Genomic DNA, 24,653 nt, shown 5'->3' on the forward strand with positions numbered 1-24,653 from the left:
GCTGATTGGGGGATTTCGATGACCCGTGACGCGGCCCGTCTCCGGGCACGTGGCAGCACCTCTCCCGGCGGTTTCCTCCGCCTGGTGGCGCACACCGACCCGGTGGCCCTGGTCGGCATCACGCTGTCGATCACCCTCAGCATCGCCCTCGACCTCAGCAACGCCGCCTCCGGCGTGGAGTCGCTGCTGGCCGGCCTGATGGGCATCACCATCTCGCTGTTGGTGGATTCGCTGGCCCGCGCGGAGCGCCGGTTCCACCTTCGCACCCTGCTGGAGGGGCCGCCCTGGCTCGCGCAGACGACGACGGAGTTGGCCGGGGCCATCCGGGCCGCGACCGAGCAGCACGCCGGTACCCGGGTCGCGGTGGAGGCGCAGCGGCGGTACGAGCAGTTCCGGTTGGAGGCCGAACAGCTCGCGTACGGTCGGATCGTCCGGCGGGGCGACGAGGACGAGGACCTGGCCGGCGCGACCCGCACGTGCCTGCACCGGCTGGACGGCCTGACCAACGTGATGCCCCGGGTGAGCGGGGAGTTGAGCTGGTGGCGCAGTGAGATCGGTCGGCGCTACTGGGAGGCCAACGTGGAGGCCCTGCGACGGGGCGTCCAGGTCACCCGGGTCTTCGTCTACGCCAACCTGACCGAGGAGCTGTCCGCCCTGGTCGAGAAGCAGCGCGCCGCCGGGGCCCGGGTGGGCCTCCTGCCTCTCGGTGTGGTCAGTTCGCACCTGCACGTCAACCTGACGCTGTGGGACCTGTCGAGTTGTTGGGAGGCCCGCATGACCGCCCACGGTGAGATCGGCGAGAACCAGTTCTCCGTCAACCGGACCGACGTCGCCCGGCTCACCCGTGTGTTCGACCTCTGCGCGAGCGCCGCGACCTTCCAGGACTGACGGCCCCTGTGGGGCGGAGGCGGGTGCGCCATGACGTGGAGTGGGGTCCTGCTGGTGACGGCAGTGGTCTGGGCGGTCAGCCTGATCCGCTCGGTCCGGCTCCGGGCGCTGGTCTACAGCCTGCCGTTTCCGATGACTCTCGCCCTGGTGAGCAGCGGCCACCGGGTGGAGGGCGCGCAGGTGCTCGGTGTGCTCGGGCTCAACCTCTTCTTCGTCACCGTGGCGTTCACCTACCAGCGGTTGCGGTGGCCGATCCTGCTCGCCGACGGCGCGGGGATCGCCGTCTACGTGGCGCTCAGCGCCGGCCTGCTGGCCGTCGACATCCCGTTCGGGGCGGCGCTCGCCGGCACGCTCGCGCTGTGGCTGGCGGCGATGCCGCTGCTGCGCCGACGTGCCCCCGCGCGACCCGTCCCAGGGAACGCGCGGCCCTCCGGCGACGCCCGAGGAGATGGGCTGCCGGCGCTGCTCAAGCTGATGGTGATCTTCGTTGGGGCGGTCCTCACCACGCTCCTCGGTGCCGTGCTGCGCGGCATGGTGGTGACCTTTCCGTACTCGGGGGTGCTGGTCGCTGTCGAGGCCCGTCGTCAGTTGGTCGAGTTCAGCCGGCACTTCGCCCGCAACAGCCTCGCGCTCGTCGGTTTCCTCACCGCGTACCACTACCTTCAGGACGTCTCCCCGACCGTGGCGTTGGGCGCCGGGTGGGCGGCCTTCGCGGTGGTCGTCGCCGCGCTGCACCTGCCGGTTCGCCCCCGCCGGGCCGAGCGGGCCCCCATGGCGAGCGGTACACCCGAACCACCCCGGGTGGGGACGTCGACCGACGGGTCGTGACCAGCTCAGGCGGGCCGGCTGGTCCAGGCCGTCGACGCCGAGTCGGGGTCGACGGGGTACGCCATTCACCGCTAACGGTCGCGGCTGTGTCCGATAACGACCACAGCCTTGATGGCCGTGTGGCCCCCGTCGACGCGCTGCTCCCGGCCGGCCGGGGTGCGGCTGGCCGGCTGGCGCGAGGGAGTGTGTCGGCACCTCGTTGGCCGCTGGTGGCGATAACGGTTCGACAGTCAGGACTTGAAGTCCGGGCCCGGCTGTCGTAGAAATTCTTCAGCAACAGAGCATGAACTGAAGAGAATCAACGCGCCTCGCGCGGCGGTCGCCTCCCCCTGACACCGGCGGCCGCCCGACCCGACCCGAGGAGACCCCATGAACAGGCGTGACATCCTGCGGCGTACCGCTGCCGCCGGCGTGCTGGCCACCCCCGCCGCCGGCCTGCTGGCCGGCTGCGCCACCAGCGGCGGCGGTGACAAGAGCGACGCCGCCACCTACCAGGGCACCAAGAGCGCCGAGAATCCGCTCGGCGTGAAGGAGGACGCCCCACTCGAGGTGGTGATCTTCGGCGGCGGGTTCGGCGAGGAGTACGCCAAGGCCCACGAGGCCATGTACACCGAGAAGTACCCGAAGGCCAAGGTCAAGCACTCCGCCACCCAGGAGATCAGCAAGACCCTCCAGCCCCGCTTCGTCGACGGCACCCCTCCGGACGTGGTCAACAACTCCGGTGCGGGTCAGATCGACTTCAACGGCCTGGTCAGCCAGAACGCGATCGCCGACCTCGGTGAGCTGCTCGACGCGCCGAGCCTCGACGTCCCCGGCAAGACGGTCCGGGACACCCTGCTGCCCGGCGCTGTCGAGGTCGGCTCGTACGACGGCACGTTCCTGGTCCTCAACTACACGTACACCGCCTACGGCATCTGGTACTCCGACAAGCTGTTCGCCGACCGCTCCTGGGAGTACGCGAAGACCTGGGACCAGCACATCGCGCTCTGCAAGCAGATCAAGGCCGCCGGCATCGCCCCGTGGACGTACGCCGGTCTGCACCCGCGCTACATGAGCTGGCCGGTGATCGCCACCGCGATCAAGCTCGGCGGCCCGTCGGTCGCGACCGCCATCGACAACCTGGAACCGAACGCCTGGAAGTCCGAGTCGATGCGGACCGCCGCCGACGCCTGGCACCAGATCGTCAAGGACAGGTACATCCTGGACGGCTCGTCCGGTTTGGATCACAAGCAGTCGCAGACCGCCTGGTGCCAGGGCAAGGCAGCGTTCATCTCCTGCGGCTCCTGGTTGGAGAGCGAGCAGAAGGACGTCACCCCAGCCGGGTTCAACATGACCATCGCGCCGACGCCGAGCCTGGGCAGTGGTGACAAGCTGCCGTTCGAGGCGATCCGGGGCACCGCCGGCGAACCGTTCATGGTGCCCGCCAAGGCCCGCAACCGCGCCGGTGGCCTGGAGTACTTCCGGACCATGCTGTCCAGGAAGGGCGCCCAGGACTTCACGAAGAAGGTCGCCAGCCTCACCGTGGTCGCCGGCGCCACCGAGGGCGTCGACCTGCCGTACGGGCTGAACAGCGTGGTCAAGGCCCTCGACGCGTCCGGCGCCAACGGCTTCAACTGGGTCTACAACAACTACTACCGCAAGTTGGAGCGCAACCTCGTCGACGCCGCGTGCGGCGAGTTCTTCAGCGGCCGGACGAGCCCGGCGGAATTCCTCGACCAGTGCCAGAAGGGTGCCGACTCGATCGCCCAGGACAGCTCGATCAAGAAGTACAAGCGAGCGGTCTGACGGCCCGACCGGCCGGTGGGGAGCTGTCGACCCCACCGGCCGCACCCAACGGAAGAGGTCCTCCTCGTGAGACATGGCAAGTGGCCGCTGATCGTCGTGTTCCTGGTGCCACCGGTGCTGCTGTACGTGTTCTTCGTCGTCTCGCCGTACCTGCAGGCGTTCCAGATCTCCACCACCGACTGGCTCGGCTACTCCGCCGAGGCCAACCCGGTGGGCCTGGCGAACTTCAGGACGCTGTGGCACGACGGCTACGTGTGGAACGCGCTGAAGAACAACGCGATCCTGCTGGGTCTGGTGCCGGTGCTGACCATCCTGCTCGGGCTCTTCTTCGCCAGCATGCTCGCCCTCGGTGGGCGCAAGGGCCGTGCCGGCGTGACCGGGGTACGCGGCGGAGCGCTCTACCGCACCGTGTACTTCTTTCCGCAGGTGCTCTCCGTGGTGATCATCGCGCTGCTGTGGAAGGAGGTGTACCACCCCAACCAGGGGCTGCTCACCGGAGTCATGCACGCGGTGGGGCTACCCGCGCCGACCTGGCTCGGCGACCCCGCGACCGCGTTCTGGTGCGTACTGGCGGTGATGGTCTGGAGCAACGTCGGGTTCTACGTGGTGCTGTTCGGGGCCGCGATGTCGGCAGTGCCGAAGGAGATCTACGAGGCGGTCCTGCTCGACGGAGCGTCCCGGTTCACCACGCTGCGCCGCGTCACGCTGCCGCTGCTCTGGGACACCATCCAGGTCGCCTGGGTCTACCTGGCCATCTTCGCCCTGGACGGGTTCATCCTCGTGCAGTTGATGACCAACGGAGGCCCGAACTTCTCCACCGACGTGATCGGCGTGCGGATGTACGACACCGCCTTCGGCAGCGAGACCAAGTTCGGCTACGCCTCGGCGATCGGCGTGGTGATGTTCTTCCTGACCCTCACCGTGGCAGTGCTGTCGCTGCGGGTCGGCCGGCGCGATCGGATCGAGTACTCGTGACCACTCTTGATCAGCCCACCAAGCCCAGCCCCACGCCCACGCCGGTCGCCGGTCGGGACCGTCCGGTGCGCCGGGAACTCGGCATCGGGAACACCCTCTCGCACGGTTTCCTGCTGCTCTGGGGCCTGCTCACCGTACTGCCGCTGCTGTGGATGTTCGTCAGCTCGTTCAAGACGAACGGTGAGATCCTGGCCGACCCCTGGGGGCTCCCCGGGACTCTGCACCTGGACAACTGGGCGCGGGCCTGGACCGGAGCGCACATCGGCCGGTACTTCCTCAACAGCCTGGTGGTGGTCACCGGCTCGGTCGCCCTCACCATGCTGATGGGCGCGACCGCCGCGTACGTCTTCGCCCGCTACGAGTTCCGCGGCCGCCAGGTCGTCTACTACCTGTTCGTCGGCGGCCTGATGTTCCCGGTGTTCCTCGCCCTGGTGCCGCTCTTCTTCGTGGTCCGCAACGCCGGCCTCTTCGGCACCTGGAAAGGGCTCATCCTGGTGTATGCGGCGTACTCGCTGCCGTTCACGGTGTTCTTCCTGACCGCGTTCTTCCGAACCCTGCCGACCGCCGTGGCCGAGGCCGCCATGGTCGACGGCTGCGGGCACTTCCGGCTCTTCTTCCGGGTGATGCTGCCGATGGCGCGTCCGGGATTGATCAGTGTCGCGATCTTCAACTTCCTCAGTCACTGGAACCAGTTCCTGCTGCCGCAGGTGCTGATGCAGGGTGACGACTCCAAGTGGATGCTGGCCCAGGGGCTCTTCGCGCTGTCGGTGAGCCAGGGCTACGCGGGCGACTACGCCCGGCTCTTCGCCGGGCTGAGCATCGCGGTGCTGCCGGTGCTGGCGGTCTACGTGGCGTTCCAGCGTCAGGTGCAGGCGGGCCTCACCGCAGGTCAGCTCAAGTAGGGCCTGTTCCCGCCACCTGCTCTGGCGGTCGGTGTGGACCCTGGCGGCGGGTCCGGGTGCGCCCGGTCCGCCGCCAAGGCCTTCACTCCGACCGGCCCGTCCTCAGATCGCGAGGGCCCCGCCGTCGACGGGGAGGAGTACCCCGTGGATGTGTGACGCTTCGTCGCTGGCAAGGAAGATCACCGCTGCGGCGGTGTCCTGCACGCTGCCCGTATGCCGGTCGGGGTTGTTCTGGGCGAGCTTCTCTAGGAGGGGGCGGAGGTTTTCGTTGCTCTCCGTGATGGTGGGTCCGGGGGCGACGGTGTTCACCCGCACACCGTCGGCGGCTAGCTCCGCCGCCCACGACCTCGTCAGCGAGTGCAGGGCTGCCTTGCTGGCGCCGTACAGCGAGGTGAACGTGATTCCGTCGACGCCGCCGATCGAGCCGATGTTGATCACCGAGCCGCCGCCGTGCTCCACCATGCCGGGCACCAGGGCCGCCGTCAGGAGGAACGGGGCCTTGATGTTGACCTCCAGCACCTTGTCGATCTGTTCCTCGGTCGACTCCGTCATGGGGTGAGGCGGCACGAGGAAGGCGGCGTTGTTGACCAGGATGTCGATCGGCCGCCCCGCCAGGGCGGTCGCCTCCTGCGCAAGGCGGCGGATCTCGACGCCACCCGCGGAGAGGTCTGCCTCGACGAAGTGGGCGATGCCACCCTCCGCGACGATCCCGTCGACGATCTGAGCCCCTTGCTCCGGGCCGAGTCCGGTCACGACGACGATGGCGCCCTCGCGGGCCATCGCCTCCGCCACGCCGCGCCCGATTCCGCTCGTCGAGCCGGTGACCAGTGCAGCGCGCCCTTCGAGGCGATTCATGGCAATACCTCCGGTTGTTGGTGCTGTCGATGGACGCGTACGGCTGATCCTCTCGTCGAACTCATCCATACTTGCTTGAGCAAGCAAGCACTTGTGATGGTAGCGCGTGCCGGCTGACGGCCTCGGTGCGATGCCACCGCCGGAGGGGTGGTCTTCGACACCGCATCCCCCTGGATCGGCCGTCCAAGCCGACCCGACGGGGGTTGTGGCTGCCGACCGCTGACGCCGGCATGGGGCGGGCGTAGGGCGGGGACGTGGGGCGGAGGCGTGGGGCGCGCCAGAGGGCTTCAGAGGGTGGTGGGGAAGAGGTGGGCGTGTAGGGCGCCCGGGTCGGTGACCTCGGGGAGTTCGCGGGCGGCCAGCCAGGCTGCCGCGACCGCCCCGTCGCTGGCGGTACGGAGCGGCGCCTGGGGCCAGCGTCGGCTGACCTCGGCCCGGACGGCGGTGGCCAGCGGGGTGTCGCCGGTGAGCAGCCCGCCGCCGAGGACGACCGGTGTTCTCGCCTCGGCCGGGCGGATCCGGCCCGTGCTCTCGGCCAGGTGCGCCGCCGCCTCGGCGATCAGCGCGGTGGCGACCGGTTCGCCGTCGGCGGCGGCGGTGCTGACCAGTGGGGCCAGGCGGGCCAGCTCGACCGGTGGTCGGCGGGTCACGGCCTGGATCGTGGCGTCGACGGTGTCCCGTGGGCGGGTGGCGATCTCGGTGCTGCCCATCAGTTCGGCGAGTACCGCTGTGGTCAGCGGGCCGAGGGTATGGCCGGAATCGAGGTCGGCGAGCAGCCGGCGTACCGCTTCGCGACCGAGCCAGAAGCCGGAGCCCGCGTCGCCGAGGAGCCAGCCGTGCCCGTCGGCGACCCGGTCGAGGCGCAGGTCGTGGACCTGCGCGGTGATCGCCCCGGTGCCCGCGATGAGCACCGTGCCGTCCGGTTCGGCGGTGCCGGACGCGTAGGCGACGAGGGCGTCGCCGTGCACGGCGTACGGGCAGCGCAGGCCGGCGTCGTGCCAGGCCTGGTCGAAGGCGGCGCGCCCGGCGGGATCGGCGAGTAGTCGGGCCGCGCCGGCCAGGCCGATGGTGCCGGCGACCACCCGGGCCGGGTCGAGGTCGGCGAGGGCCGCGCGGAGTGCGGTCAGCAGTTCGACGGCGGCGCGTTGTGCGCCGTGACTGGTCGGGTTGCCGCCGCCGGCGCGGCCGGTGCCGACGCGTCGTCCGGTGAGGGTCAGGGCGGTCGCCCGGGTGGACGTACCGCCGATGTCGAGGCCGACCACGACGGTGTCGGACATCGGCACGGGTCTCCTTGCGCTGGACGACGTTCGGGACTGTTCATGCTGGTCGGCCCCGTCGCGCGGGGCAAGATCCGGCGGGCGCGGCGGCTTGTGCGCCAGGTAACAGTTTGAAAACTTCGCCCACAGTCTTGACACAGAGGGGCCTTCAGTAAGAACTTTTACCACTAACAGTTAACAGTCTTTTCGGAAAGGTGAGGCGACCCATGGTTGATCACGAGGTGGACACCGCCGCGGGGACCGCGGTGGTCGACGCTGACGTGGTCGACCGCAGGAGCTCCGCCTCCGACGGGGTGCTGGCCCGCGTCCGCAACGGACTCGGCGAGCTGACCGGCGCGCTCCGCCGGGTCGCCGAGCACGTGCTGAGCGATCCGGAGGCCGCCGCCCGATCCACCATCGTGGAGCTTGCCGAGCGAAGTGGCACCTCACCGGCGACCATCACCCGGTTCTGCCGGGCAATGGGCTTCGAGGGGTACGCCGACCTGCGGCTGGGCATCGCCTCCGAGACCGGTCGGGCCCGCTCGGCCGGCTGGACCATCGACATCGGACGGGAGATCCAGCCGAGCGACCCGCTCGGACGGGTGCTCGACCAGATCATGGCCGCCGACACCCGGGCCATGCACGACACCGCCACCCTGCTCGACCTCGCCGAGGTGGAGCGGGCCGCGGTGGCCATCGCGGGCGCCAGTCGGGTGAACATCTTCGGCGCCAGCGGCAGCGCACTGGTCGGCGAGGAGATGCAGTTCAGCCTGCACCGCATCGGCGTCGCCGCGTGGGCGTGGAACGACGTGCACGAGGGCCTGGCCAGCGCCGCGTTGTTGCGTGCCGGGGACGTGGCGCTCGGCATCTCGCACACCGGGCAGACGCGGGAGACGATCGAGATGCTCGCCGAGGCGGGCAGCCGGGGGGCCACCACGCTCGCGCTCACCGGCTTCCCCCGCTCGCCGTTGGCCGAGCTGGCCGACATCGTGCTGCTCACCGCCAGCCAGGCGACGACGTTCCGACCGGACGCACTCTCCGCCCGGCACCCGCAGCTCGTCGTGCTCGACCTGCTCTACATCGCCGTCGCCCAACGGACGCACGACCGCGCGCACGCGGCCTTCCGGCGCACCGCGCAGGCCGTCGACGGGCACAAGGCAGCGAAGGGAAGCGTGTCATGATCAGCGCCCAGGGGTACGCGGACGCCGTCCGCCCGGTGCTCGACCGGCTGCTCGATTCGGAGGCCGACGGGATCACCCGGGCCGCCGACCTGATCGCCGACAGCCTGCGCGACGGTGGCGTGCTCCAGGCGTTCGGGGCCGGTCACTCCGAGGCGTTCGCCGCCGAGTTGGTGGCGCGGGCCGGCGGGTTGGTCCCCACCAACCGGCTGTCGGTACGGGACCTGGTGATGCACGGTGACGCCCCGCGTGACGTGCTCGCCGATCCCAAGCTGGAACGCGACCCCTCCATCGCCCACCAGATCTACGCGCTCGCGGCGCCCCAGCCGCGGGACGTGTTCGTGGTGGCATCCCAATCCGGCATCAACGGCTCGGTGGTCGAGCTGGCGGCGCTGGTCACCGAGCGCGGTCACCCGTTGATCGCGGTCACCTCGGTCGAGCACACCGCACGGGTCGCCCCACGGCACCCGTCCGGGCATCGGCTCGCCGACCTCGCCGACGTCGTGCTGGACAACGGCGCGCCGTACGGCGATGCACTGCTGCCGCTCGAGGGCGGCGGCGCGGTCTGTGCGGTCTCCTCGGTCACCACGGCGCTGCTGGCGCAGCTGTTGACCGCTGAGGTCGTACGACGGTTCCACCAGGCCGGGGAGGTACCCCCTATCTACCTCTCCGCCAACGTCCCCGGCGGGGACGAGCACAACCTCGCCCTCGAGTCGCGGTACGCCGGGCGTCTCCGGCGAACCGCCTGACCCGACACCACAAGGAGAGTCAAAGATGTCGGATTCCCCCGAGAACATCGGTGACCTGAGCCGTCGGACCCTGCTGCAGCGCGCCGCGGCGGCCGGTCTGCTCGCCGTCCCGGCGGCGGGCATGTTGAGTGCCTGTGCCGGCAGCGAGCCGTCCAAGTCCGAGGACAGCGGTGCCGCGAAGAGCAAGGACAACCCGTTCGGCGTCAAGGACGGCAGCGCCGTCAAGGTGGTCGTCTTCAACGGCGGTCTGGGCGACCAGTGGGCCAAGGAGGACAAGGTCCTCTTCAACGCCAAGCACCCGAACATCACCGTCAACATGAGTTCCACCCAGAAGATCAAGACCGAAGAACAGCCGAAGATGGCGACCCAGCCGAGCGACCTGGTGATGAACTCGGGCGCGGACATCATGGATCGCAGCACGCTGATCAACGAGGGTGCGATCGAGCCGCTCGACGACCTGCTCACCGCCCCCGCGTGGGACAGCGAGGGCACGGTTGCCGACTCGCTGCTGCCGGGCACCGTCACCGACGGCACCCAGAACGGCAAGTTCTACGTCGTGAACGTGGCCTACACGGTCTGGGGCAACTGGTACAACGCGGCCCTGTTCAAGCGTGAGGGCTGGCAGGCGCCGACCACCTGGGACGACTTCTTCGCACTCGCGCCGAAGATCAAGGCCAAGGGCATGGCACCGTACGTGCACGACGCCGCGCACGGCTACTACCCGCGCTGGGCGCTCTTCGCCAGCATCTGGAAGGCCGTCGGCAAGCAGCCGATCATCGACATCGACAACCTGAAGGACAACGCCTGGAAGGCCGACGGCATCGTCGCGGCGCTGGAGCCGTGGGAGAAGCTGGTCAAGGACAAGCTGCTGCTGCCGGGCAAGCTCGACCACACCCAGTCGCAGCAGGCCTGGCTCGACGGCAAGGCGGCCTTCATCCAGGTCGGCACCTGGCTGAAGAACGAGATGGCCGCGACCATCCCGCCGGGCTTCGAGATGACCCTGTCGGACTACTGGACCAAGCCGGGCGACAAGGCCCCCAAGGACGTCTACGCCTCTTCCGGCGAGGGCTTCGTGGTGCCGAGCAAGGCGCCGAACAAGGCGGCCGCGAAGGAGTTCCTGCGGGCCATCCTCTCCAAGGCCGGCTCGGCGAAGTTCGCGGAGCTGACCAAGTCGCTCGCCTCGACCAAGGGCTCCGGCGACAACGTCCAGGACACCGCGCTGGCTTCCGCCAACACGCTCATGAAGAGCGGCAGCACGGACCTGATCTCGGTCAAGTTCCCGGACTTCTACGCCGACCTGGACAAGGAGAGCCAGAACCTGTCCGAGGAGCTGATGGCGGGGCGCCTCACCGCGCAGCAGTTTGTCGACAAGATGCAGGCGGCCGCGGACAAGGTCGCCAAGGACTCCTCCGTCAAGAAGCAGACCCGTACCGCCTGACAGGCCCTGATCAGCTAGAGAAGTGAGTGACCATGCGGCACGGTGTTGCGCGTTTCGTCACGGGTTTCCTGGCCTTGCCGCTTGCGCTGTACCTCTTCTACGTGGTGTGGCCCTTCGTGCAGGCGGCGGGATACTCGTTGACCGACTGGGGTGGTTACTCGGACACCCAGAACTTCGTCGGTCTGGACAACTACGTCCGGCTGTTGTCGGATGAGTTGATCAGGAAGGCCTTCTGGCACAACGTCTTCTTCCTGATCACCGTGCCGCTGTTCACCATCGCGCTGGCCCTGTTCCTCGCGTTCCTGCTCAATGTGGGCGGACGTGAGGACAGGGCCGGCATCCGAGGGGTGTTCGGCTCCGGGATCTACAAAATCATCTTCTTCTTCCCGCAGGTGCTGTCGCTGGTGGTCATCGCCGTCATGTGGCAGCAGATCTACCGCAGCGACGGCCAGGGCCTGATCAACGGACTGATGATCAAGCTCGGCCTGGTGGACGCGGACAACCCGATCGCCTTCACCGCCGACCCGGAGCCCTTCCTCGGCGTACCCGCGGTGCTCTGGTGGCTGTTGCTGATCGCGGTCTGGAGCGGTGCCGGTTTCTACATGGTGCTCTTCTCGGCGGCGATGCAGTCCATCCCGAAGGACATCTACGAGGCGGCCCTCCTGGACGGGGCCAGCCGCTTCCACACCTTCTTCAAGATCACGCTGCCCCTGCTGCGGGACACCGTCTCGGTCGCCTGGGTCTACCTGGGCTTCATCGCGCTGGACATGTACGCCCTGGTCTTCGTCATGACGCCCAGCCAGGGTGGCCCGAACCACGCCAGTGAGATCTTCGCGTCGGTGCTCAACTTCACCGCGTTCCAGAAGGGCCAGTTCGGTTACGCCTGCGCGATGGGTGTCGCCCTGGCGATCTTCACGATCCTGCTCGCCGCCGCGCAGCTCAGGATCACCCGTCGCGACCGTATCGAGTACTGAGGAGGCTGGACGATGAGCACGGCGACTCACGATGGTCTGACCCGGCCCGACCAGAACCCGAACACCGCACCCGAGGGCGGAAAGGGCGGCAAGTCCGCCTCGGACGGGCTCGGCGGAAAGTTCTTCAACGGCTTCTCCCACATCTTCCTGCTGGTCTGGGCCGTGATGGTGATCTACCCGCTGCTGTGGGTGGTGATGTCGGCGCTGAAGACCGACTCGGAGGTCATCCGCCAGCCCCTGTCCCTGATTCCGGCCAAGCTCAACTGGGACAACTTCAGCCGGGCCTGGGGCGCGGGGCACCTCGGGTCCTTCTTCCTCAACACCGTGCTGGTGTTGGCCGGCAGCGTCACCCTGACCATGCTGCTGGGCTCGATGGCCGCGTACGCGTTGGCCCGCTACGAGTTCCGGGGCAACCGGCTGATCTACTACGTGTTCCTCTCCGGCCTGACCCTGCCGGTCTACCTGGCCGCGGTGCCGCTGTTCAAGGGCGTCTACAACACCAGCGTCCACCTGCCGCTGCTGGGCCCGAACAAGCACCTCATGCTGATCCTGGTGTACGTGGCGTGGTCGCTGTCGTTCACCGTCTTCTTCATGCACTCGTTCTTCCGGACGCTGCCCAACACCATCGCCGAGGCGGCCATGGTCGACGGCGCGTCGCACAGCCGGCTCTTCTTCAGCGTCATGCTGCCGATGTCCAAGCCCGGACTGATCAGCATCGGCATCTTCAACGTGCTGGGTCAGTGGAACCAGTGGTACCTGCCGACCCTGCTCATGCAGTCGGTCGCCGGGGAGCCGAAGAACCAGGTGATCGCCCAGGGCCTGATCGAACTCTCGGTCAACCAGGGCTACAAGTCCGACTGGTCCGGTCTGTTCGCCGGGGTCACCATGGCGATGCTCCCGGTGCTCATCGTCTACATCATCTTCCAGCGGCAGGTGCAGTCCGGCCTCACCGCTGGGGTCGGCAAGTAACCACCGGACGAGAAGGGGCCCCTCGCCTGCCGAGGGGCCCCTTCGTCATCTCCGGTGCTCGTCGGCCGCTGTGTGCCAGGAGCGCCACAGGTCGGCGTACGCCCCGCCGGCCGCGACCAGGTCGTCGTGGCTGCCGATCTCGGTGATCCGGCCGCCCGCCAGCACTGCCACCCGGTCGGCGTCGTGTGCGGTGTTGAGCCGGTGCGCGATCGCGATGACGGTGCGCCCGACCAGCACGGCGGCCAGAGCCCGCTCGGTGCGACGGGCCGTGGTGGGATCGAGCGCGGCGGTCGCCTCGTCGAGGATCAGCGTGTGCGGGTCGGCGAGCACCAGCCGAGCCAGCGCGAGCTGCTGGGCCTCCGCCGCGCCGAGCTGGCGGCCACCGTCGCCGAGCGTGGCGTCCAGGCCCTCCGGCAACCCCGCGAACCAGTCGGCGCCCACGGTGCCGAGCGCGGCCCGCATCTGCTCGTCGGAGGCGTCCGGCGCGGCGAACGACAAGTTGTCCCGTACCGAGCCGATGAAGACGTGGTGCTCCTGGGTGACCAGGGCGATCCGGCGGCGACGCTCGGCCGGGTCGAGGTCGGTGACCGGGCAGCCACCGATGCTGACCACACCCTGTCGGGGCGCGTCGATCCCGGCCAGCAGCCGGGCCAGGGTGGACTTGCCGGCGCCCGACGGGCCCACGACGGCCAGCCGCTCGCCGGGCTGCACCTCCAGGTCGATGCCGTGCAGCACGTCCGCCCCGCCGGAGTAGGAGAACCGCGCACCGCGGACGACGAGCCGCTCACCCCGCGACGTGGCCGTCCGGCCCGGCGGCTCCGCCGGGACCAGGCCGACGCCGAGCACCCGGGCGTACGACGCGAAGCCCCGCTGCGCCTGCTCCGTCCACTGCAACAGCCGGTCCAACGGGTCGATCGCCTGTTGCAGGTAGAGCGCGGCGGCCACCACCGCGCCGAGCGTCACCAGGTCCCGGGAGAGCAGATAACCGCCGACGAGCAGCACCAGCGCGATCGGCAGCGGGTAGCTGGCCTCCACGACCGAGAAGAACACCGTACGCAGCGCGAGAGTGGCCCGTCGGGCCTGCCACACGCGAGTGATCCGGTCGGTGCCGTGCCGGACCCGGTCGTCGGTCAGCCGCAGCGCCTCCACCGTGCGGGCGCCCTCGGCGGTCGTGGTGAGCGTCTCGGTCAACTCGGCGGCCGCCGCGCCCTCGGTGAGATACGCGGAGCTGGCCCGCCGCAGGTACCAGCGGGTCACCGCCACGATCGACGGGAGCCCGGCCAACGCCGCGAGCCCGAGCAGCGGATGCAGCAGGAAGACCGCACCGAACAGCAACGTCAACTGCACCGAGGCGATGACGATGGTGGGCACCACGTCCCGGACGGTGGTCCCGACCGTCGCCACGTCGACCGAGCTGCGGGTGGCCAGGTCCCCGGAGCCGGCGCGCTCGACGACCGAGACCGGCAGCCCGAGAGTCCGGGAGACGAACTCCTCGCGTAGCTCCGCGACGGCGCGCTCACCGAAACGGTGACCGGCGTACTGCGCGTACCGGGAAAGCAGCGCGCTGACCACGACGCAGCCGGCGATGGCCAACGCCAGCCGGTCCACGGTGGCCACGCCCGCGCCGGCGGTGACCCGGTCGACGATGGTGCCCAGCAGCCACGGCGGGGCGAGCCCGGCGACCGCTGCGGCGCCGTGCAGCGCCAGCACGACCCCTACCGCACGCCGGTGCCGGCTGATCATGTCGCGCAACGCCCGGCGTACGGTGACCCGGTCGGCCACCGGCAGCCGGCTCACCGGTACGCCTCCTCGGTGTCGGCGGGCTCGGGGTCGTCGTCGCCCCGGGCCACCAGGTGCCGGTAGTCGGCGTCGGAGTCGAGCAGCTCGGCGTGGCTGCCGGTGGCGGTGATCCGGCCGCCGCTCAGGTGCGCGACCAGGTCGGCCCGGCCGAGCAGCAACGGTGACGTGGCGATCAGCACTGTCGTCCGCCCGGCCCGCGCGACCCGCAACCGTTCGGCGATCCGGGCCTCGGTGTGCGCGTCCACCGCCGACGTCGGGTCGACGAGGATCAGCACCTCCGGCTCGGCGAGGACGGCGCGCGCGAGGCGGACCCGTTGGCGCTGACCGCCGGAGAGGGTCCGGGCCCGGGAGTCGATCGGGGTGTCCAGCCCCGCCGGCAGGGCATCGACCACGTCCTCGGCCGAGGCCGTCCGCACTGCCGCGTCGACAGGGTCGTCACCGTCGGCGGACCCGGCGCGCAGGATGTCGCGCAGCGTCCCGGCGAAGAGGTACGAGTCGTGGTCGGCGACGAGGATCCGGGTGCGGACCTCGTCCAGGGCCACACCGGCCAGCGGCACGCCACCCCAGGTGGTGTCGCTGACCACGTACCGGCCGAGCCGGTCGGCCAGCGCCACCGCTGCCGCCGGGTCGTCGGCGGCCACCCCGGTCAGCCGGCCGGCGCGGACGGTCAGCCCGGTCACCGGGTCGTACAGGTCGGCGGGGCCGGCCGGCGCCGCCAGGGCATCAGGGTGGCGTGCCTCGGGCACCGGGCCCGACCACCGGCGACCCGGGCCGCCGACGTCGTCCGCGGTCACGGTGAGCAGGCCGATGATCCGTCGGGCGGCGACCCGCCCCCGGATCAGCTGGTGACTGCCCTCCAGCAGGAACCAGACCGGCACGATCAGGGTCGCCACGTAGCCGTAGACGGCGACCAGCTCCCCGATCGTGACGTCACCCGTCACGGCCATCCGAGCCGTCAGCCACACCACCGCCGCCAGGAACAGCCCGGGGATGGCGACCGTCGCCGCGTCGATCCAGCTGATGACGGCGCCCACCCGGTAGCCCTCGGCGCGCAACTCCTGGGATCGGGCCGCGTACCGGCTGGCGAACAGGCCCCGACCGCCCACCCCGGCGAGCACCCGCAGCCCGGCCACGATGTCACCGGACCGGGCGGTGAGCGCGCCCTGCTGCCGGCGGTAGATCGACTCGGCCCGTTCGAGGCGGCGCAGCAGCGGCCCGACGACCAGCCCGACCGCCGGCACCCCCACCAGCACGCACAACGCGAGCATCGGGGAGATCGACCAGAGCACCACGGCGATGACCCCGTAGGCGACGACTGCTCCGACGCCCGGCCCGGTCAGCGTCAGCACCTGCGCCGTCCAGTCGATGTCGGAGCCGCCGATGGTGGACACCTCACCGGAGGCGACCCGGCGGGGCAGCACCGAGCCGATCCGGGACAGGTGACGCAGCAGGACCTCGGCGGAACGGGCCTTGGCGTCCTCCCGGATGAAGGTCATCGTGCGGTGCCGCATGGTGCCCAGGAATGACAGAGCCACCCCCGCGACGACGATGGCCGCGACCCAGAACGCCAGCGCCCGGGTGTCGCGGGCGCGGAGACCGTCGTCGACGGCGCGGGCGATCAGGTAGGGCCGGGCCGACAGCCCGATCATCCAGGCCGTGCCGAGCAGGCTGCCGCGCAGCACCCGCCAGGGTTGGCGGCGGGTGAGCCACCACAGGTACCGCATCGGACCGCGGGTGTCCGGAGTGCCTGGATCGGGATGCGGGATCTGCGGAGGCACCACGTCACGCTACCGACCGGGCCCGACACCCTACTGACCCGAAACGGGTGAGGTGCGCCTCGGTTCCTGTCGGAGGGGAGAGGCAGAATCGCGTTCGTGCTGGTAGCGGTGGTGGCTGATGAGCGGGGCGGGGGAGTGCTGCGCCCGCTCGACCCCGCTGGTCGCCCAGCCGGCCCGACCGAGGCCGTCACCGACCTGACCGCCGCCGTCGCCGCCCGCGAGGTCGCCGAACACCCGCGCTGGGTCTGGTCCGGCTCCGCGTCGGTCTACCCGGCGCTGCTGCGCGCCGGCGTCCGGGTCGACAGGTGTCACGACGTGGAGCTGACCGAGGCGTTGCTGCTGGGGCACGCGGGCCGCTGGGGTGAGCCCCGCTCGCTGGCCGCCGCCTGGGCCCGGCTGACCGGTGCGGTGGTGCCGCCCGACCCGCCGCCGCGCACCGCCGCGCCACCCGGGCACGGCCAGGGCGCGCTCTTCGACACGATGCCCGGCCCGCCGGGCCCGGGCATCGAGGCACTGATCCAGGTGTACGCCGACCAGCTCGCCCGAATCGCCACCACCGAGCATCCCGGTCGGTTCCGGCTGCTGGTGGCCGCCGAGTCCGCCGGCGCGTTGATCGCGGTGGAGATGGGGGTCGCCGGGCTGCCCTGGCGGGCCGACGTGCACGACGAGATCCTGCACGAGTTGCTGGGTGAGCCGTCTCCGGTGGGTGGCCCGCCGCGCCGTCTCGCCGAGTTGGCCGCCCGGATCGCCGACGCGCTCGGCGTACGCCACCTGCACGCCGACTCCCCGGCGGAGCTGCTGAAGGCGTTCGCCCGGGCCGGGGTGGAGCTGCCCAACACCCGGGCCTGGGTGTTGCGCGGCGTCGATCATCCGGCGGTGCCGTTGGTGCTGGAATACAAGGAGCTCTACCGGATCTGGACGGCGCACGGCTGGGCCTGGCGTGAGCAGTGGGTGCAGGGCGGCCGGTTCCAACCGGAGTACGTGCCGGGTGGCGTCGTCTCCGGCCGGTGGGCCACCCGGGGTGGTGGCGCGTTGCAGATCCCGAAGGTGATCCGACGGGCGGTGGTGGCCGATCCGGGCTGGCGGCTGGTGGTCGCCGACGCCGGCCAGTTGGAGCCTCGGGTGCTCGCCGCGGTGTCCGGCGACTCCCGGTTGGCAGCGGCGGGTGGTGCCGGCGACCTCTACGCCGCGTTGGCCCGCGACTCGTTCGGCGGCGACCGGGCCAAGGCCAAGGTGGCCCTGCTCGGCGCGATGTACGGGCAGACCGGGGGCGCCGCGGTGCCCGCCCTGGCGGTGCTGAAGCGCAGTTACCCGACCGCGTTCGGCTACGTCGAGGCGGCGGCCCGTACGGGTGAGACGGGTGGGCTGGTGCGGTCGTGGTTGGGGCGGACGTGTCCGCCCGGCTCGGCCGGGTTCGGCGATCTCGACGACGCGGGATCCGATCCGGAAGGGGCGACCGATCCACAGAGTCCGCGGGCTCGTGCGGCCCGGTCCCGGGGTCGTTTCACCCGCAATTTCGTCATCCAGGCCACCGCCGCCGAGTGGGCTTCCACGTTGCTGGCCACGTTGCGGACGGAGCTGACCGGCACCGATGCCGAGTTGGTCTTCTTCCAGCACGACGAGGTGATGGTGCACGCTCCCGCCGAGCAGGCGGCAGCGGTCGCCGAGGCCGTCACGCGGTCCGGCGAGCGGGCCTCCGCGCTGCTCTTCGGTGCGACGCCGGTGCGGTTTCCGCTGGATCTGTCGGTTGTCGACTGCTACGCCGACGCGACCTGACCGACGGCGCTGACCCGCCCGCGATCGACGCGTGTCGCGGTCGCCCGTGCGCCACTTCGGCGATGTGGTGGCATCCTGCCGCCCGGATACCGCCACGTCGGCGACCTGGAGTCGATCGAGCCGACCACCCACCGTCGCAGGTGCTCCGATGCGTAACGGTTGTGCTATTTCTCCTTTTCGCCCCGCCACCCCCGACTGGCCGTCCTCGTTGCAGTGTCCGTAGGAAGGGGCGGATCGGTCACGGTCGTCCCGTGCCAGAGGGGGCGCAGCTGAACCGGATCGCAGGAATGATCATCGCAGCGGGTGGGGGACGGCGAATCGGTGGTCCCGAGGCGCTGCTGCGCCAGGGGGACAAGCCCCTGGTCAATCAGATGATCGACACGATGACCGAGGCGGGCTGCGAGCAGATCGTGGTCGTGCTGGGCGCCGCCGCGGAGCAGGTCCAGGAGGCCGCCGACCTGGACAAGGCCACCGTTGTGATCAACAAGGCGTGGGGCACCGGGGTCGGCTCGTCCATCCGGGCCGGCCTGGCCGCCATGGGTGACGAGGGGATCGAGGCGGTGGTGGTGGTCCCGGTCGACATGCCGGGTCTGACCGCCACGGCGGTCAGCCGGGTGGCCGCGTTGCCGTACCCGGACGTGCTGGTCTGCGCCACCTACGACGGGTTGCGCGGCTACCCGATGCTCTTCGGTCGCCGGCACTGGCCCGGCATCGCCACGCTGGCCAGCGCCGACGTCGGCGCGCGGCCGTACCTGCTGGCGCACAAGGACCAGATCGTCGACATCGCCTGCGACTCGGTGGCCGACGGCAGCCGGGTCGACACGCCGGAGCTGATGGAGCTCTACGGACTCACCGTCCCACCCCAGCGGGTGGGCGTCTGAGCGAATCGCCCGCCCGCCCCGCCCGCCCCGCCCGCCCCGTGTCGACAGGGCGGGGCGGGTGGGGGTGGGGGTGCTAGTTCTCGGGGTTGTCCAGCTGGCCGGTCGCGGCGAGGCGCTGGTACCAGTGGGCGCTGTCCTTCCAGGTGCGTACCTGGGTGTCGTAGTCGACCCGGATGATGCCGAAGCGGCGGTCGTAGCCGTAACCCCACTCGAAGTTGTCCAGCAGCGACCAGACGAAGTAGCCGCGAACGTCAGCGCCCTCCGCGCGAGCGTCGGCCACCGCGCCGATGTGCCGGCGCAGGTAGTCGATCCGCCGGTCGTCGTGGATCCGGCCGTCGGCCGACACCTCGTCGTCGAACGCCGCGCCGTTCTCGGTGATCATCATCGGCTGGTTCGGGTATTCGCGCCGCAGGCGCAGCAGCAGTTCGGTCAGCGCTGGCGGGTCGATGTTCCACCCCATCGCCGTGTACGGGCCGGGCTGCGGCAGGAAGTCCACGTTGTCCGCGGCGACCCACGGCGTCGAGGTCGACGCGCCGTGCCCGTCGGCGTCGGAGCGGGCCGACACCCCGTCCCACGCCCGCACGAGGGTGCTGGAGTAGTAGTTGACCCCGAGCACGTCCAGCGGCACCGCGATCTGCTTCTCGTCACCGTCACGGACGAACGACCAGTCGGTCACGGCCGCGGTGTCGGCCAGCAGGTCGGCCGGGTACGCCCCGTCGAGCATCGGGCCGAGGAACGCCCGGTTGGCCAACGCGTCGATCCGGCGTACCGCGTCCTGGTCTGCTTCCGACCCGGACGCCCCCCGGATGACGTGCAGGTTCAGCGTCACCGACAGCTCGGCGGCCGGGGCCAGCTCCCGGACCACCCGCCCGGCCAGGCCGTGCGCGAGGTTCAGGTGGTGCACCGCGGCCAGTGCCGCCGCCGGCTCGGTCCGGCCGGGCGCGTGCACGCCGGAGGCGTAGCCCAGGTACGCCGAGCACCACGGCTCGTTCAGCGTCGTCCAGGTGTGCACCCGGTCGCCCAGCGCTCCGACGATGCCCGCGGCGTACTCCTGGAAGCGCAGCGCGGTCTCCCGCACCGCCCAGCCGCCGGCGTCCTCCAACTCCTGTGGCAGGTCCCAGTGGTACATCGTCGCCACCGGGCGGACTCCCCGCTCCAACAGCCCGTCGACCAGCCGCGAGTAGAAGTCGATGCCGGCCTGGTTGAACCGGCCCGAGCCGCCGGGCTGCACCCGTGGCCACGCGATGGAGAACCGGTACGCGTCGAGCCCGAGGTCGGCGATGTGCCCGAGGTCGTCGGCCCACCGGTGGTAGTGGTCGGCGGCCACGTCGCCGGTGTCGCCGTTCAGCGTCCGACCCGGTGTGTGGCTGTAGGTGTCCCAGATCGACGGCCCGCGCCCGTCTTCGTTGGCCGCGCCCTCGATCTGGTACGCCGCCGTCGCCGATCCCCAGACGAAGCTCTCCGGGAAGTGGTGTTGCGTCATCGTTCAGTCCCCTGGATCTCGCAGATGTAGCCCGTCGAGGTACCGGCGACCAGTGCGGCACTGGCCGTCCCGTCCTCGTAGCGCACGTCGAACTCGGCGCCCGGCCCGTGCCCGGGTGACGGTACCCGTACCCGGGTCCGTTGCCCCTCGGCCGGTGCGTACAGCCGTAGCCGCACATCGTCTGCCCACTCGTAGTCCGGCCGGTCATCGCGTGCGCCGAACGGGATGACCGCGCCGGGCCGGGCCAGCACGGGCAGGCTGTCGAACGCGTGCTTCTCGGTGACCCACGCCGGGCCGGTGACCTGCGCCCCGCTGACCAGGTGTGTCCAGGTGCCGGCGGGCACGTAGTAGGTGACGTCGCCGTCGGCGCTGAGCACCGGGGCGACCAGCACGTCGGGGCCGAGCAGGTACTGCCGGTCCAGGTACGCGGTGGCCGGGTCGTCCGGGAACTCCACGAACATCGGCCGCATCATCGGCGTACCGTCGCGGTGCGCCTCCTCGGCGGCGGCCGCCAGGTACGGCATCAGGCGGAGCTTGAGCTGGGTGAAGTGCCGCAGCACGTCGACGGCCTCGTCGTCGAACGCCCACGGCACCCGGTACGACCCGGAGCCGTGCAGCCGGGAGTGCGAGGAGAGCAACCCGAAGGCGACCCACCGCTTGAACACCACCGGGTCGGGGGTGCCCTCGAAGCCGCCGATGTCGTGGCTCCAGTAACCGAAGCCGGACGACGCCAGCGACAGCCCGCCGCGCAGCGACTCGGCCATCGCGGCGAACGTCGCCTCGCAGTCACCGCCCCAGTGCACCGGGAACTGCTGCCCACCGGTCGTGGCCGAGCGGGCGAACAGCACCGCCTCGCCCTTGCCGCGCTCCGCCTCCAGCAGCTCGAAGACCGACTTGTTGTAGAGGTAGGAGTAGTAGTTGTGCATCCGCTGCGGGTCCGAACCGTCGTGCCACACCACCTCGGTGGGGATGCGCTCGCCGAAGTCGGTCTTGAAGCAGTCCACGCCCATGTCGAGCAGCACCTTGAGCTTGCCGGTGAACCAGCGGACCGCGTCCGGGTTGGTGAAGTCGACGAGCGCCATGCCCGCCTGCCACTTGTCCCACTGCCAGACCGACCCGTCGGGCCTGCGCACCAGGTAGCCGGCCTGCCGGCCCTCCTCGAAGAGGTACGAGCGCTGCGCGATGTACGGGTTGATCCACACGCACACCTTCAGGTCGCGCTCGCGCAGCCGGCGCAGCATCCCCTCCGGGTCCGGGAAGGTCGCCGGGTCCCAGACGAAGTCGACCCAGTGGAACTGGCGCATCCAGAAGCAGTCGAAGTGGAACACCGACAGCGGCAGCCCGCGTTCGGCCATGCCGTCGACGAACTCGGTCACCGTCTTCTCGTCGTACGAGGTGGTGAAGGAGGTGGACAGCCACAACCCGTACGACCAGGCGGGGATGCGGGCCGGACGGCCGGTGAGCGCCGTGTAGCGGCGCAGCACGTCCTTCGGGGTGGGCCCGTCGATCACGTAGTAGGTGAGCGACTGCCCCTCGACGCTGAACTGGGTCTGCGTGACGATCTCGGAGCCGACCTCGAACGACACGTGCTCCGGGTGGTCCACGAACACCCCGTAGCCGGCGCTGCTGAGGTAGAACGGCACGTTCTTGTACGCCTGCTCGCTGGCGGTGCCGCCGTCGGCGTTCCAGATGTCGACGGTCTGCCCGTTCTTCACGAACGGGCCGAAGCGCTCACCCAACCCGTACACCGTCTCGCCGACACCGAGCGCGAGCCGCTCGTGCACGTGCTGCCGGCCCTCGGCGTCGGTGACGACGCCGATGCTGCGCTCGGTGGAGGCGGTGAGCAGCCGGTCGCCGTGCCGGAAGTCGACGCGCCACCCGTCGACGAGCGCGACGCGCGCGGTCAGCTCACCGGTGGTCAGCGTCGCGCTGAGCCCGCTGACGTCGACGGCGACGGGATGTGTGTCGTCGGTGCTCAGCTCGAAGTGCGGCTCCCGGGGCAGCCCGCCGCTGTGGTGGGCGATGGTCACCCCGACGACGCCGGGGGCGGGGGAGGAGAACCGGGCGGTGACCAGGGGCCGGTTGAGGGTGTCGCCGCGTCCGGTGATCCGGCCGGTCGGCGCGAAGACGGTGAACCCGCGCTGGTCCGGCTCGACCGACTCCACGGTGCCGGGGCGCAGGACACTGACACCGGGGCGCAGTTGCCAGTACCCGTCGGTGAACTTCACTTCTCGGCTCCTGCCGTGATGCCGCGCGCCAGGGTGCGCTGGAAGATGAGGAAGAAGAGGATGGCCGGCACCAGGCTGATCAGCGAGCCGGCGTTGGTGGTCGGAGCGTCCATCAGCCGGTCGCCCTGTAGCGACGCGAGCGCGACCGGGATGGTCTGCGTCTGGTTGTCGATGAGCATGACCAGCGGGATGAGGAACTCGTTCCAGGTCCAGATGAAGAAGAAGATGAGCAGCACCGCGAGGGTGGGTCGCAGGTTGGGGAAGACCACCCGCCACAGCACCGTCCACTTGCCGGCGCCGTCCAGCGCGGCGGCTTCCAGCAGCGAACGCGGGAACGTGCCCAGCACCGAGGCGAGCAGGTAGGTGCCGAACGCGCTCTGGATCACGGTGAAGATGATGATCACCGCGAGTCGGGTGTTGTAGAGCCCGACCTCCTTGGCGACGTAGTACAGCGGGTAGATCAGCGCCTCCTGCGGCAGCATGTTCGCCAGCAGGAAGAGACCGACGATCCAGAGCCGGCCACGGACCCGGCCGATGCCCAGGGCGTACGCGTTGAGCAGCGACACGGCGACGCCGAGCACCGCCACGGAGCCGGCGATGAGCGCGGAGTTCCAGAGCTTGAGCGGGAAGTCGACAGCGGTCCAGTACGTCCGCAGGCCCTTGGTGTAGAACTCCGTCGGCCAGCTCAGCGGCCCGCCCGACGAGTAGTCACCGGGCGACTTGAACGCGTTGAGCAGCATGAACGCGAACGGCACCAGCATGACCAGCGCGCCGGTCGTGACCACTGCGAGCACCACCCAGCGGCTCACGCCGCGGTGGTGCCGGTCGCGGACGGGTCGGGCGTGCTCCGCCCGCGTGGGGATCGGTGTGAGCGTGACGGCCATGTCAGAACCCCCGGTCCCGGCGCTCGCTGCGAGCCTGCATCCAGATGAACACCACGGCCAGCACGACGATGATCAGCGTCAGCACGGTGGAGATCGCCGAGCCGTAGCCGACCTGGAGTTTCCTGAAGAACGTGTAGTACGCGAAGTAGGACGGAACGTTCGTGGCGTTCACCGGGCCGCCCCGGGTCAGGGCGAAGATCGGCCCGAACACCTTCAGCGCGGCGATGGTGCAGGTCAGCGCCACCACGAAGGTTTCCGGCCGGATCTGCGGGAGGGTGATCGCCCGGAACCGGTGGAGCCAGTTCGCGCCGTCGACCTCGGCCGCCTCGTACAACTCGGGGTCGACCCGTTGCAGCGCCGCCATGAAGACGACCACCGGGTAGCCGATCTGCACCCAGATCATCACCGCCATCACGGCCGGGAGGGCCGTGTCGGGGTCACCCAGCCAGTCGTGGCGTAACGCGCCGAGACCCACCACGTCGAGCAGGCTGTTGAACGCGCCGTCCGGGCGGAGGATCCAACCCCAGACGATGCCGGCCACCACGACGGGCAGCACCTGCGGCAGGTAGAACGCGGCCCGCAGCGCGGCGGCGGTGCGGGGCTTGAACCGGCGGCCGATGACGTCGAAGAGCACAGCGGCCAGCAGCAGCCCCAACGCTGTGGGGACGACCACCATCGCGACGATCATCGCGACGGTGTTGCGGAACGACGCCCAGAAGACGTCGTCCTGGAGCAGTTGCCGGTAGTTGTCCAGGCCGACCCATCGGGGGTCGCCGATGCCGGACCACTTGGTCAACGACAGGTAGACGGTGCCGACCAGTGGTGCGCCGATGACCAGGACGAAGAGCGTCGCCCCGGGGAGCAGGTAGAGCCAGTACGCCGCGTTGCGTCCGCGTCGTCGGCGGCTGGGCGCGGGCGGGGTGGGCGTCGCGGCCGGTGGTGTGGCGGCGACGGTCTCGGAGACTGCCATGGGAGATCCTTCCCGGCGGGGCGGGCGCGTCGGTGGTGCCGGTCGCGCCCGCCGCT

The 24,653-nt window shown here is 70.4% G+C and carries 20 protein-coding genes; 12 read left to right on the forward strand and 8 right to left on the reverse strand.

Translation table 11 applies throughout. The annotated features are described in order from the left end of the window. Positions 1-18 precede the first annotated feature (18 nt). The 5 genes from O3438_RS32425 (at position 19) to O3438_RS32445 (ending at position 5,378) form a co-directional block, all read left to right on the forward strand. Complete coding sequence (locus O3438_RS32425; RefSeq protein ID WP_269683280.1) at positions 19-888, forward strand: hypothetical protein; 870 nt, start codon at positions 19-21, stop codon at positions 886-888. Between the two features lie 30 nt (positions 889-918). Next, positions 919-1,716, forward strand: coding sequence for a hypothetical protein (locus O3438_RS32430; RefSeq protein WP_269683281.1), 798 nt, complete (start codon positions 919-921; stop codon positions 1,714-1,716). 369 nt (positions 1,717-2,085) lie between these two features. Next, complete coding sequence (gene ngcE / locus O3438_RS32435) at positions 2,086-3,501, forward strand: N-acetylglucosamine/diacetylchitobiose ABC transporter substrate-binding protein (protein WP_269683282.1); 1,416 nt, start codon at positions 2,086-2,088, stop codon at positions 3,499-3,501. 66 nt (positions 3,502-3,567) lie between these two features. After that, a complete protein-coding gene (locus tag O3438_RS32440; RefSeq protein WP_269683283.1) occupies positions 3,568-4,476 on the forward strand; it encodes a carbohydrate ABC transporter permease in 909 nt (302 codons plus the stop codon). Continuing rightward, complete coding sequence (locus O3438_RS32445; protein ID WP_442929687.1) at positions 4,473-5,378, forward strand: carbohydrate ABC transporter permease; 906 nt, start codon at positions 4,473-4,475, stop codon at positions 5,376-5,378. The genes O3438_RS32440 and O3438_RS32445 overlap by 4 nt, the downstream gene beginning before the upstream one ends. A 102-nt stretch (positions 5,379-5,480) precedes the next feature. Here the strand turns inward: O3438_RS32445 and O3438_RS32450 are convergent, their stop codons facing one another. After that, the gene (locus O3438_RS32450) at positions 5,481-6,233 is read right to left on the reverse strand and encodes an SDR family NAD(P)-dependent oxidoreductase (RefSeq protein WP_269683284.1); all 753 of its coding nucleotides are present in this window, start codon (positions 6,231-6,233) and stop codon (positions 5,481-5,483) included. Positions 6,234-6,520: 287 nt separating this feature from the next. After that, complete coding sequence (locus O3438_RS32455) at positions 6,521-7,510, reverse strand: N-acetylglucosamine kinase (RefSeq protein WP_269683285.1); 990 nt, start codon at positions 7,508-7,510, stop codon at positions 6,521-6,523. Between the two features lie 206 nt (positions 7,511-7,716). Between O3438_RS32455 and O3438_RS32460 the strand changes: the two genes are divergently transcribed. Genes O3438_RS32460 through O3438_RS32480 form a run of 5 tightly spaced genes read left to right on the forward strand, consistent with a single transcriptional unit; the run spans position 7,717 to position 12,797 of the window. After that, positions 7,717-8,670 carry a MurR/RpiR family transcriptional regulator gene (locus O3438_RS32460; RefSeq protein ID WP_269683286.1) on the forward strand — a complete coding sequence of 318 codons (954 nt, stop codon included), beginning with the start codon at positions 7,717-7,719 and terminating at the stop codon, positions 8,668-8,670. Then, positions 8,667-9,416, forward strand: coding sequence for a sugar isomerase domain-containing protein (locus tag O3438_RS32465; protein ID WP_091403970.1), 750 nt, complete (start codon positions 8,667-8,669; stop codon positions 9,414-9,416). The genes O3438_RS32460 and O3438_RS32465 overlap by 4 nt, the downstream gene beginning before the upstream one ends. Positions 9,417-9,441: 25 nt before the next feature. Further along, positions 9,442-10,854 (forward strand): N-acetylglucosamine/diacetylchitobiose ABC transporter substrate-binding protein, encoded by a 1,413-nt coding sequence (gene ngcE, locus O3438_RS32470; RefSeq protein ID WP_269683287.1) that lies wholly within the window; start codon positions 9,442-9,444, stop codon positions 10,852-10,854. Between the two features lie 32 nt (positions 10,855-10,886). Then, positions 10,887-11,828 (forward strand): carbohydrate ABC transporter permease, encoded by a 942-nt coding sequence (locus tag O3438_RS32475; protein WP_145779945.1) that lies wholly within the window; start codon positions 10,887-10,889, stop codon positions 11,826-11,828. Positions 11,829-11,840: 12 nt separating this feature from the next. After that, a complete protein-coding gene (locus tag O3438_RS32480; protein WP_332367483.1) occupies positions 11,841-12,797 on the forward strand; it encodes a carbohydrate ABC transporter permease in 957 nt (318 codons plus the stop codon). 45 nt (positions 12,798-12,842) lie between these two features. Here the strand turns inward: O3438_RS32480 and O3438_RS32485 are convergent, their stop codons facing one another. Both O3438_RS32485 and O3438_RS32490 read right to left on the reverse strand, forming a co-directional pair. Next, positions 12,843-14,540 (reverse strand): ABC transporter ATP-binding protein, encoded by a 1,698-nt coding sequence (locus O3438_RS32485; protein ID WP_269683833.1) that lies wholly within the window; start codon positions 14,538-14,540, stop codon positions 12,843-12,845. A 50-nt stretch (positions 14,541-14,590) separates the two neighbouring features. After that, positions 14,591-16,321 carry an ABC transporter ATP-binding protein gene (locus tag O3438_RS32490; RefSeq protein ID WP_269683834.1) on the reverse strand — a complete coding sequence of 577 codons (1,731 nt, stop codon included), beginning with the start codon at positions 16,319-16,321 and terminating at the stop codon, positions 14,591-14,593. Between the two features lie 120 nt (positions 16,322-16,441). Here O3438_RS32490 and O3438_RS32495 point away from each other — a divergent pair, with 120 nt between their 5' ends. Both O3438_RS32495 and O3438_RS32500 read left to right on the forward strand, forming a co-directional pair. Further along, positions 16,442-18,151, forward strand: a complete 1,710-nt coding sequence (locus O3438_RS32495) for a bifunctional 3'-5' exonuclease/DNA polymerase (RefSeq protein WP_269683835.1) — start codon at positions 16,442-16,444, stop codon at positions 18,149-18,151. Between the two features lie 287 nt (positions 18,152-18,438). Then, complete coding sequence (locus tag O3438_RS32500; RefSeq protein ID WP_145779949.1) at positions 18,439-19,032, forward strand: nucleotidyltransferase family protein; 594 nt, start codon at positions 18,439-18,441, stop codon at positions 19,030-19,032. A 73-nt stretch (positions 19,033-19,105) separates the two neighbouring features. On the opposite strand, the gene O3438_RS32505 is transcribed toward O3438_RS32500, so the two are convergent. From O3438_RS32505 to O3438_RS32520, 4 genes are read right to left on the reverse strand one after another with little or no spacing between them, the layout of a single operon-like run. After that, the gene (locus O3438_RS32505) at positions 19,106-20,515 is read right to left on the reverse strand and encodes a GH1 family beta-glucosidase (protein WP_269683288.1); all 1,410 of its coding nucleotides are present in this window, start codon (positions 20,513-20,515) and stop codon (positions 19,106-19,108) included. Continuing rightward, the gene (gene yicI, locus O3438_RS32510) at positions 20,512-22,743 is read right to left on the reverse strand and encodes an alpha-xylosidase (RefSeq protein ID WP_269683289.1); all 2,232 of its coding nucleotides are present in this window, start codon (positions 22,741-22,743) and stop codon (positions 20,512-20,514) included. The genes O3438_RS32505 and yicI overlap by 4 nt, the downstream gene beginning before the upstream one ends. Next, complete coding sequence (locus O3438_RS32515) at positions 22,740-23,627, reverse strand: carbohydrate ABC transporter permease (protein ID WP_269683290.1); 888 nt, start codon at positions 23,625-23,627, stop codon at positions 22,740-22,742. Before O3438_RS32515 ends, yicI begins: the two co-directional genes overlap by 4 nt. Before the next feature lies 1 nt (position 23,628). Continuing rightward, positions 23,629-24,597, reverse strand: a complete 969-nt coding sequence (locus O3438_RS32520; protein ID WP_269683291.1) for a carbohydrate ABC transporter permease — start codon at positions 24,595-24,597, stop codon at positions 23,629-23,631. Positions 24,598-24,653: the final 56 nt, after the last annotated feature.

It is taken from the genome of Micromonospora sp. WMMC250, assembly GCF_027460215.1.
GTDB classification, from domain to species: Bacteria; Actinomycetota; Actinomycetes; order Mycobacteriales; family Micromonosporaceae; genus Micromonospora; species Micromonospora taraxaci.